Annotated in this window: 10 protein-coding genes; 6 read left to right on the forward strand and 4 right to left on the reverse strand. The window is 56.4% G+C overall.

What is annotated here, in order from left to right:
• Positions 1 to 11: 11 nt before the first annotated feature.
• Positions 12 to 533 (reverse strand): hypothetical protein, encoded by a 522-nt coding sequence (locus J0I99_RS00255; protein WP_291395070.1) that lies wholly within the window; start codon positions 531 to 533, stop codon positions 12 to 14.
• Between the two features lie 567 nt (positions 534 to 1,100).
• Here J0I99_RS00255 and J0I99_RS00260 point away from each other — a divergent pair.
• From J0I99_RS00260 to J0I99_RS00270, 3 genes are all read left to right on the forward strand, one after another.
• Positions 1,101 to 1,850: a helix-turn-helix domain-containing protein gene (locus tag J0I99_RS00260; RefSeq protein WP_291395072.1), complete on the forward strand. Its 750-nt coding sequence runs from the start codon at positions 1,101 to 1,103 to the stop codon at positions 1,848 to 1,850.
• Between the two features lie 466 nt (positions 1,851 to 2,316).
• Positions 2,317 to 2,619, forward strand: a complete 303-nt coding sequence (locus J0I99_RS00265; RefSeq protein WP_291395074.1) for a BrnT family toxin — start codon at positions 2,317 to 2,319, stop codon at positions 2,617 to 2,619.
• Entirely contained in the window at positions 2,555 to 2,833 is a 279-nt protein-coding gene (locus J0I99_RS00270) for a BrnA antitoxin family protein (protein ID WP_291395076.1), read from the forward strand. The genes J0I99_RS00265 and J0I99_RS00270 overlap by 65 nt, the downstream gene beginning before the upstream one ends.
• A gap of 100 nt (positions 2,834 to 2,933) precedes the next feature.
• Here the strand turns inward: J0I99_RS00270 and J0I99_RS00275 are convergent, their stop codons facing one another.
• The 3 genes from J0I99_RS00275 to J0I99_RS00285 are packed head-to-tail and all read right to left on the reverse strand — an operon-like array spanning position 2,934 to position 5,661.
• Positions 2,934 to 3,386 carry a hypothetical protein gene (locus J0I99_RS00275; RefSeq protein WP_291395078.1) on the reverse strand — a complete coding sequence of 151 codons (453 nt, stop codon included), beginning with the start codon at positions 3,384 to 3,386 and terminating at the stop codon, positions 2,934 to 2,936.
• Entirely contained in the window at positions 3,386 to 4,033 is a 648-nt protein-coding gene (locus J0I99_RS00280; RefSeq protein ID WP_291395080.1) for a hypothetical protein, read from the reverse strand. The genes J0I99_RS00275 and J0I99_RS00280 overlap by 1 nt, the downstream gene beginning before the upstream one ends.
• Positions 4,033 to 5,661 carry a type IV secretory system conjugative DNA transfer family protein gene (locus J0I99_RS00285; protein ID WP_291395081.1) on the reverse strand — a complete coding sequence of 543 codons (1,629 nt, stop codon included), beginning with the start codon at positions 5,659 to 5,661 and terminating at the stop codon, positions 4,033 to 4,035. The genes J0I99_RS00280 and J0I99_RS00285 overlap by 1 nt, the downstream gene beginning before the upstream one ends.
• 138 nt (positions 5,662 to 5,799) lie before the next feature.
• On the opposite strand from J0I99_RS00285, the gene J0I99_RS00290 reads away from it, so the two are divergent.
• From J0I99_RS00290 to J0I99_RS00300, 3 genes are all read left to right on the forward strand, one after another.
• A complete protein-coding gene (locus J0I99_RS00290) occupies positions 5,800 to 6,321 on the forward strand; it encodes a hypothetical protein (protein WP_291395083.1) in 522 nt (173 codons plus the stop codon).
• 241 nt (positions 6,322 to 6,562) lie between these two features.
• Complete coding sequence (locus J0I99_RS00295) at positions 6,563 to 6,862, forward strand: hypothetical protein (protein ID WP_291395085.1); 300 nt, start codon at positions 6,563 to 6,565, stop codon at positions 6,860 to 6,862.
• Entirely contained in the window at positions 6,834 to 8,156 is a 1,323-nt protein-coding gene (locus J0I99_RS00300) for a relaxase/mobilization nuclease domain-containing protein (RefSeq protein WP_291395087.1), read from the forward strand. Before J0I99_RS00295 ends, J0I99_RS00300 begins: the two co-directional genes overlap by 29 nt.
• Positions 8,157 to 8,951: the final 795 nt, after the last annotated feature.

Here is an 8,951-nt window from a genome sequence, read left to right on the forward strand (position 1 = left end):
GAGTTCTAAGCTCAATCGTGGACAGGAAGGCCCAATTCCTGACGGGCGGCAATCAAATCGTCTTTGTAATAAAGTTTTCCTGCGCACTCTTCATTGAATTTATCAACCTCACGCTTAAAAGATACGCTACCCGCATTAAATACAGACATAGCCTCGTTCAGTTTTTCGCGCTTCGAGTTAAACAAATCGACTTTTTTATTAAATTCTCTAACAGAAGCGGCTTTTCGTTCATCAATAATGATTGCTATATACTCAAGCTGTGACTTTTCTTTTTTTAGTTCGTCTTGTTTACGTTCAATTTCAGCGTGTATAAGCGTTCTTGAATCTTCAATTTTACCAATGTTATTTTCCCTCTCTACGCAGTCTTTTAAACGTGCAGGACTTAATGTAGTTGAAGGATAAGTTTTTATCGAACGCCCTACTGACGCTAAGCCGCTCCCCACCCTAAATTTCATGCGGGCCGCGTGCGATTCTCCAATGGTGAAGACCACCGTAGAGGCGATTGCGACAAGGCAGATCGATCTAGCTGCCACCACTGTGATCCCGTTATGCAGATAGCTGATTATGCAGCGTCGAGGGGCCGTGTCCACCCGATCTGAAGCCTCTTACTCAATCAACTTCTGCGTCTGATAATGTGCATTATGGAACCAATTTTGAAATATCGGTGAAATACTCGGCCAGTCAAAAAGACCCTATCGGCATCGGTATGGTCTTTTTATTTCAAAACCATAGTAATGATGCCCTCCGATTCGCGAGGCAGGCCGTCACGAATACTTGCGGCCGGCAAGGGGCGTTAGGGGGCAATTTCCGATTAAATCTTGCTGGAATCGCCCCTATCCGGCACCATTGACCGAATCGGGTGGCGATTCTGCCGCCTGTTTTGAAAGGTTCACGGAGAGCCAGAAACACAAAAACCCGCCAAAGGGCGGGCTTCTGATACCGGCGAGCCGGGAAAACTTGGTATCTGGACAATTCCAAGTTTCCCCCAATCGCCGGATGATTGCAAGAGCTTTTCTTGCCACGGGATCGCTTTGCCTTTTTCAGGCGGCAACACCGTGAGCAGCCCAGCCCCTTTGGCCGAAACGCCGAAGGGAAAACATATGTTCAGAGCTATTGGGGACACAAACCCCGCCGATTTATTGGGAAATGTCAGCGACCGCCGCGCCAGCTTGAGGGCGCAGCGCACAGGCCAGCCAGTGCGGCGCACATCCAGACCCGCAGGACGGTGCGAAGGGCTTTTCTGGCGCAGAATCACGGCGCGGGAAGCTGGCCAGATCAGGCTAGGCGCGCGGAAATACGAGCTTGCCACCAAGCAGGCTGGGGCGCGCAATGGTGCGCTCGGCAGTGTCGCCCTTGAGGTGCTGGACTATCTGACCCGCCTGATCGGCAAGGACGGCCGCCTAGAGCCATCGCTTGATTATCTCATGGGGAAGCTGCGCCGATCCCGTGACGCCGTCCATCGGGCTTTGAAAGCCCTGCGTCAGCACGGTTTCCTTGACTGGCTGCGCCGTTACGTCCCGACCGGCAACGAGGGGCGCGGCGTTCAGGTGCAGCAGACCAGCAATGCCTACCGCCTTTCCCTGCCAGAGCGTGCTAGGCGGCTGCTTGGCCGGATGATCGGAGATTGCCCCGTCCCGGACGATTTCGCCCATGCACGGGAAGCGCAGGCGGCCGAGATCGAGCAACAGATTGCCGCCCTTCCCATGCGCGGCCAGATGCGCATGAAGTTCGAGGATGGGGGCATCGCCGCATCCATGGCGGTCATTTGGGAGGGGATTCAGCGCAAGAAAGAACGTGAGTCCGCTAGCCGGACTGAATCCATGCTCAATTCTTTTTCTAAGGAGATTTGATGCGGAATCCGCTTCGCGGATGAGTTTTTGTATCATCCCATGACCCAATCATACCGACATGCTCAGACCGTCAACGGCTGCGCCGTGCTCCACTGCGTTTCGCCCCTATCGGGTGACTGGTCTTGCGCGTGACGGTGGGTGGATTGCATCGGGACGGGGAACATCGCCCGCCTGCGGCGGGAGTTCGCTTCTCGCCTTCGGCGTGAATCGAACGGGGAACGGCAATTTTCAGGCCAAATTGGGAAGTTCGCAGGGGGCTGAGAGGCCGATATTGTCTGCAGGGAAGTGTTTTTTGGGAGGCCGCACCGTGGGCTTTCCGTCGAAGGCTTGGCGAGAAAGAGCTTGAAAAGTGTACACTTTTCGTGTACGGTTTCTATATGAGGCGAAGATTTAGACCTCATGAATAAATTTTGTAGGACAGCACCGATGATTTTAGAGGCGTGCATTTCAAGAAGGACGATTTTAGGTGGAACTAGAATGGGATGAAAACAAGCGTGAGCAAAACATACAGCTCCGCAATGTAGATATGGTCTACGCAGCTCTGATTTTTGAGGGGGAGTACCTTACAAAGGTCGATAGCCGGAAAGATTACGGCGAAGAAAGACTAATTTCTCTGGGTATGGTCGATGGTGAATGCTTTGTCGTCGTCCATACCGAGCGAGATGGAGTCACTCGCTTGATAACCGCATGGAAAGGAGGTCGCAGTGAGCGACAACAATATGAAGCGGGCATCGCTCGCGGACATAAGGAAGATGAAGGAGCAGGGTAAGCTCCATCACGATCCCAAAGCCCCCGAAGGTGAAAGCCTTGGCGCAGATTTTTGGGCAAATGCAAAGGTAGAAGGCTCTAAGAAACAGCCCAAATCGGTGCATTTAAAGCTTGACCCTGACGTTTTTGAATATTTTCATCGCGAAACCGGAGGCAAAGGACATCTGACAAAAATGCAGAATGTCCTTCGAGCCTATGTCGCGGCGCACCGATAAGCGCCGCGACATTTCGCTTTTAGAAACTGGATAGATCGAGCAAAGCGAAGATCGGGAGCCGCGCCACAGGTTCGAGCGGCGGACGTGGTGACTGTCCGGTTTATGCTTCGGCCTCGCCCGAAGCCTCTTCATCGTCGTTATCGGCATGCGTGACCGCGCCGCCTTTGCGCGATCGACGTTGCCGCGCCTGATCCTCTAGGGCGGTTTCGACGGCAGAGCGCATCGCCTTGAGCGGTTTCATCCACCATGTCACCGACCAACCCTTGGCACCGGTCAACTTCGAATGGACGGTGAAGGTGCCGAGATTCCACGACAACCAGAGCAGGCCGCCGCCGATCGCCAAGGACAAGATGACCTCATGCAGATGCAAAAGGTCGAAGAACACCAGCCCGAACAGCATCAGGCCGCCGCAGACGGCGACCGTTCCGAGAAACAAACTCCGGTGAAGATGAACGCTTTCGAGCGTCGATAGCTGGATCGAGCGAGCGCGAGCTTTCACGAAGTCGCTGTTCACTTCCAGAACGCCGTCGCGGAAATAGACCTTTTTAGCCATCAGACGACAGGCGCTTTCCCGCATTCGACTTCGAAAACATGGCCGTTTTCGAGTTCCCGCACCTTTTTAGGTTTCAGGAGGCGTAGGCTCGACGTGTACAGCGCCAGCTCGACGTTATCGCCCATCGCCGCCGCGACATTGCAGGTGCAGAAGGCGGCCGGATCGGCGTGCTTTTGCAGCCCACGCGCGGCGTTTATTTCCTTTTGCCGGCCGCTTCTCCAATCGGTCAGGGCTTTCTGCCCCTGTTCGAGGATGACCGGCGCCACGCTGTTCACGCCCCCCTCAACGAGGCCGCCAAGAGCATTGCCATGCTGTTGCAGATAGGCCTGCCCCTCTTTCCCGTACATACCGAAGAATTTCTGTAAAGCGTTGCCGGCTCGCGCCTTCAACTGCGCCGATTGCTCAACCATCCAATTGTTGAGCTTTGCCACATATTCTTTTTCGTCCTTTTCCAGACGTTCGGCGGCGGCTTTGCGGCCGGCACTCACCGAAGCGATGCAGGCCGGCACGTAATATTTTTCTGTCAGGCGGGGCGTGATGACATTGGGTGCCAGAACCAGATAGTTGAATCCGAACCAGAGCAGCAGGCCTCCCAGCAATGGGGCGAGCGCCTCGATAGGCAGAAAGTCTTTTAGCGATCCGGTCATCATGCTTTCCGGTATGGGTTTTTGTCGACTACAGCCGACCATTTCTTGCGTGTCCAGTATGGAACGAGCCGAGCGCGGATCGGATTCAATCCACCTGTTCGCACAATGATTTGACTGCCCCGTTTCATCCGCATGATTTCTTCAGGGCGCATGAGCGGGACGCCGACCACGGAGAGATTTTCGGCCGTGGTGCTGGTGCGGCCGCTGCGATTGACGGCGGTTTTTTCGCCCAGCATCGCGGAAATTTCCCGCGCTAAGGTATCCTCGCCAATGTTGAAGAAGGAGCGCGTTTCACACAGCCCCATAATGTCGGCAAAGCCGTTTTCGCCGTAAAGATCGGGGCTGGCGAGAGCGGCGCGTGTCTGGCTGAACAGCCAAACCCGCAGGCCGGCTTCGCGGGTTTCGCGCAGATGGTTTCGCAGATCGGGCAGGAATCCGAGGGCGGGCGCTTCATCCATCAGCATGTAGACCGGCCGCGCCGCACCTGGTCGGCCGACAGCCAGGCCGATCGTCCCCATGACCAGGTTGAGCCACGGGAACGCAACCTTCATCCGGCCAGTCGGCACCATCAGATAGACGGTGATATTTTCGCGCTTGAGCCGGCCGAGATCGAGGCCGTCCCGCGCCGTGTGATCCCCTAGCGGCGTGTCCGGCGTGTAGCGATCCGTTGCCAGTTGCGCTTTGGATATGACGCCCTGCCATTGTGCCGGCGTCTTCATCAGACCGATGAGCCGTGTCGCCTCGGCCTGCAAGAACCGGCTTTCCTTAACGCCCTGCATCCACATCAGGCGTTGCTCGATCGCGGACGGGTCTTCGCGCACCATCCCCCACAGGAAGGCGAGCGTTTGATGCCCCTTCGGTTCCCGCAGGATTTGCCAGACCATGAACACGGCCAGCAACGCCGCCGCCTCGTCGTTCCAGTAGGAGCCGGAATCGCGCCTGTCCGTGACCATCAGCAGCCGCGACAGGCTCCGCGCATCGTCCGGCAGATTGTAGCCTTTAGCCAACACGGAAAGCGGGTTGAAACCCGAATCCGGCAGGGCTGCGCCCGTCAGTTGCGCCAGTTCGTCCGCAAACGGGTTTAGATAGATCACCGCGCCCTTTGTCGCCCTGTAGCGTGCCGTCATGGCCGCAAGCTGGGCTTTTGGGTCAGTGACGATAAAAGACCCCTCACCGGCTTCCAGAAGCGCCGGAATGACAAGCGCTGTGGATTTTCCCGCGCCGCTGCCGGCGATCGTCAGCAAATGCCCCTCGCCGTGACGGAACAGATCGGCCTTTCGAAACCAGCCCCGCCAGTGACCGAGGAACAGGCCACCGGCCGCAGTCATTCCGGCCGAACGCAGCGCCCGCAGGTTTGCCCATTGCGACCGGCCGAAGGGCGATCGGTGTTTCATCCACCACAGCCCGAGCAGCCGGCGCGGCGAATGGAGGACGAGGCGCAGCAGGCGCAGCGCCACGAAGAAGCCGACCACCATCACGGCGGCTTTTGCATAGGACGGCCAATCGGCGGGCATCAGCGCCCAAAGGCCGCCGATCGCCGCCGCTATCCCCCGCGCGATCGAGAACAGCAGGCCATAGGCATCGGCCAAAAAGCTGTCGATGCTCTGATGAATTTGCCGCTCGTTCATCGCCCCATCCCCCCGCCCGCGCCATGGGCGGGGGATAAATTCGTCCTTCTTTCGAAATTGCCTTCGAAAAGGCTTCGAAAATGGTATCTTCGAAGCCTTCGAGAATCATTTTCGAAGGTTTCGATCGAAGGGGAGAGCATGGCCGAGGAACGTATGTCACTGGCAGAGGCGGGGGAGGTTTTAGGCATAGCGCCGAACAGTGTGCGTTCCCGTTGGAAGGCCGGAAAAATCAGGGGTGAACGCGATAACGAGCAGAAAGTTTGGGTCTGGCTCGACCGCGAGAAAGCCGCAAATGACAAAGCTTCGAAGCCTCCTGTTTCGAAGCGTTCGAAGGACACTTCGAAGCCTTCTTTCGAACCTTCGATCGAAGGTTCGAAAGATAAGGCGATCAGCGCCTTAGAAGCGCATGTTCAGACATTGGCCGAACAGCTTTCCGTTGCCAATGCCGAGATTGACCGGCTGCGCCCGAAGGCAGAGGCGGCCGACCGGTTGGAAGCCGAGGGCGAAGGCTTGCGCGGTCAATTGGCAATCCGCGCCGAGCAGTTGGAGGAACTGCGCCGCATCCTTGCGGAGGCCAAAACCGACCACGCCGAGGAACTGCGCCGCCTGATGGAGCAGCCCCGCATGAAAGGTTTTTTCGCCCGTCTGTTTTCTCGCTAGTCCCTGTTTGACCGGAGAAGGGAGCAGGGGGCATCAACTCCAGCCAAACAGGTTAACGACATTTTAGCAGAGGTCGTGGCAGTCTTGTAGAGGGATAGCCAGATGTGTATTTATTAACATAAATACTCTGGCTTAGGCGGGGAATGCCCCCCCCTAAGAACCCCCAAACAAGGGGCATCGGCCGCCGATGGGCGCACCTCGCAAATCGCCCGAGAAGAAGCGGGACGTTCGAACCGCCGTCATGCTGACTGCGCTCGAACGCGCCCAGCTTGAGGAGCGGGCGGGCGCTTGCGGATTGTCACTGTCCGAGTTCATGCGCCGGCAGTCTCTCGGCCGCGCCATGCCGGCGGCTGCGATCGACAACCGTGCCCGCGCTCTGCTCGCCACGGCGTTGCTGCGGCTTGGCGTGAACCTGAATCAGATCACGCGCCGCATGAACGCCGGCCGCCTCGACAGCTTCGGTTTGCCCGCGCTGATCGAAGACATCCGCTCACACCTCGACAGGATCACTCATGAACCCGATCGAGATCGGGCAGGGTAAATCCTTCAAGGGACTCGCCCGTTACCTGCTGCATGATGCGCGGCAGGAGGGCGAATTATCGCGCGACACCACCGAGCGGGTCGGATGGGTGCAGTCGTTCAATCTCGACGGCGCGAGCGGCAACAGCGCATGGCGGTTGATGGCTGCAACCGCGTTGAGCGCCGGCGACCTGAAGGACGCCGCGGGCATCAAGCGCGGCAAGCCCGCGGTGAACACCGTCTACCATTTCGCGATCACGTTTCCGGCGAGCGAGAAACTGACCGAGGGCATAGAACGCCGATCGGTCGAGGGCGCATTGAAGGCCTTGGGGCTGGACGAATATCAGGCGCTCGCCATCAAGCACACCGAGACGGAGCATCCACACGTCCATGTCATGGTGAACCTGATCCACCCCGAAAACGGGGTTTCGGCCGCGTCGAAGCAGCCGGACGGTTCACCTTCGCCGCTGTCAAATTCCCAGCGCAAATTGCAGACATGGGCGAAGCGCTTCGAGCGGGAGAACGGACTCGAGATCACCGAGGGACGGTTGGCCAATGCCAACAGGCGGGCGCAGGGCGAGAAGGTGGACGCGCGGCGCAAATCCCGCCCCGTTTACGAGCGGGAGAAGCGGGAAGGGCGCGACGATCGCTTGGCATGGCTGAAGGAGCGTCAGCAGGCTACCGCCGCCGCGCTTACCGCCGAAGGCCGGCAGATGGGCGACAGGCACAAGGAAGAATGGACAGGCCTGAAGGCTTCCTATGCCGACGAAAAACGCGCCATGACCAAGGAGAAGGATAGTGCTGTTCCGCGTGCGATCGAGCGCATCAAGGAAGATCACAAGCCGATATGGTCGGCCTTGTTCATGCGGCACCGTTCCGAGCTAGAAGACTTTCGGCGTGACGAGCAATCGCCTTTCGGCCGGCTGTGGCATGCGGCGGCCGTGGTGCGCGATCGAGCCGGCGAGGGCGATCTTGTCGGCGGATTGGTTGCCGCATTCTCCGCAGAGCAGCGCCGCGCGATCGTGATGAAACAGCATGATCGGGAGCGGGCGAAAATCGGCATGCAGATCCGGACGCGGATCTCCGCCACGATCGACCAGATCCGCGATGACCATGCCGGCGCATTGGTGCAGGCGCGGCATCGTTTCATGTCGGAATGCGAGGCGCTACGCCAACGTCAGGACGAGGCACGGGCGGCCTTGCGCGATCGTTGGAACCAGCACAACGCCGAGCGCGGCGCTGCATTGCAGAAGGTTCGAGGTATAGGGCAGAGTGTTCAACGCGATCATGGCCGGAATCGCGGCCTAGAACCGTAGCTTTATCAATCTTTTAATCGTGAAAGAAGTAAGCGTTTGTTGTGTCGCTACAAATAAGCTCGTCGTACCCATTGTACTCCGGAATTTTTGGGAATTTGCACGCCGAAATTCTATAAGACGAAGTGCTTAGTATATGAGAAGCAGTTGAGCTTTGCTCGTTTACCCATTTTATAGTTTTAAATGATTTTCCAGACACAACATTATGTCCTTCGCATTCTGATTTGCTATTTGACGATGTTATTATATCAAGAATTTCTTTTGCTGCATATTTAGAGCAATAAAGAACATATAGATCGTAGTCGCACTTATTATAGAATGATCTAAAGCTCCAATCGCGGTTGTCATCAACGCCAATACAATTGTTGGCATAAAATGATTTACCATACCTTTGATGTGTCTCCCATTTATCTAGTGCAAATATTACTGAAGCTAAAACAACTATAATTGAAAGAGATACTTTTAAAAAAGTTTTCATCAAAGAAATCCGTCGATCTCTAAATTTATGGACTGGCGTCACGACACGAAAGCGATGAATCTGCTAACCCCTATCCTTGGGGGAGCAATCAAGCGATCGTGGCGGCGTTTCGTCAAGGCGTGAGATCGGCAGGGCTTGCAATCTGATAATCTCCATTATGGAACAGGCGTTGAGTTCTAAGCTCAATCGTGGACAGGAAGGCCCAATTCCTGACGGGCGGCAATCAAATCGTCTTTGTAATAAAGTTTTCCTGCGCACTCTTCATTGAATTTATCAACCTCACGCTTAAAAGATACGCTACCCGCATTAAATACAGACAT

Origin of the sequence: Devosia sp. (genome assembly GCF_017307495.1) — a bacterium.
In the GTDB taxonomy this organism is placed as follows: Bacteria; Pseudomonadota; Alphaproteobacteria; order Rhizobiales; family Devosiaceae; genus Devosia_A.

Coding starts and splice junctions, on each gene's coding strand:
- J0I99_RS00260 (WP_291395072.1), top strand. CDS start 1,101: ATGTTCAGAGCTATTGGGGACACAAACCCCGCCGATTTATTGGGAAAT.
- J0I99_RS00275 (WP_291395078.1), bottom strand. CDS start 3,386: ATGGCTAAAAAGGTCTATTTCCGCGACGGCGTTCTGGAAGTGAACAGC.
- J0I99_RS00280 (WP_291395080.1), bottom strand. CDS start 4,033: ATGACCGGATCGCTAAAAGACTTTCTGCCTATCGAGGCGCTCGCCCCA.
- J0I99_RS00285 (WP_291395081.1), bottom strand. CDS start 5,661: ATGAACGAGCGGCAAATTCATCAGAGCATCGACAGCTTTTTGGCCGAT.
- J0I99_RS00290 (WP_291395083.1), top strand. CDS start 5,800: ATGGCCGAGGAACGTATGTCACTGGCAGAGGCGGGGGAGGTTTTAGGC.
- J0I99_RS00295 (WP_291395085.1), top strand. CDS start 6,563: ATGCTGACTGCGCTCGAACGCGCCCAGCTTGAGGAGCGGGCGGGCGCT.
- J0I99_RS00300 (WP_291395087.1), top strand. CDS start 6,834: ATGAACCCGATCGAGATCGGGCAGGGTAAATCCTTCAAGGGACTCGCC.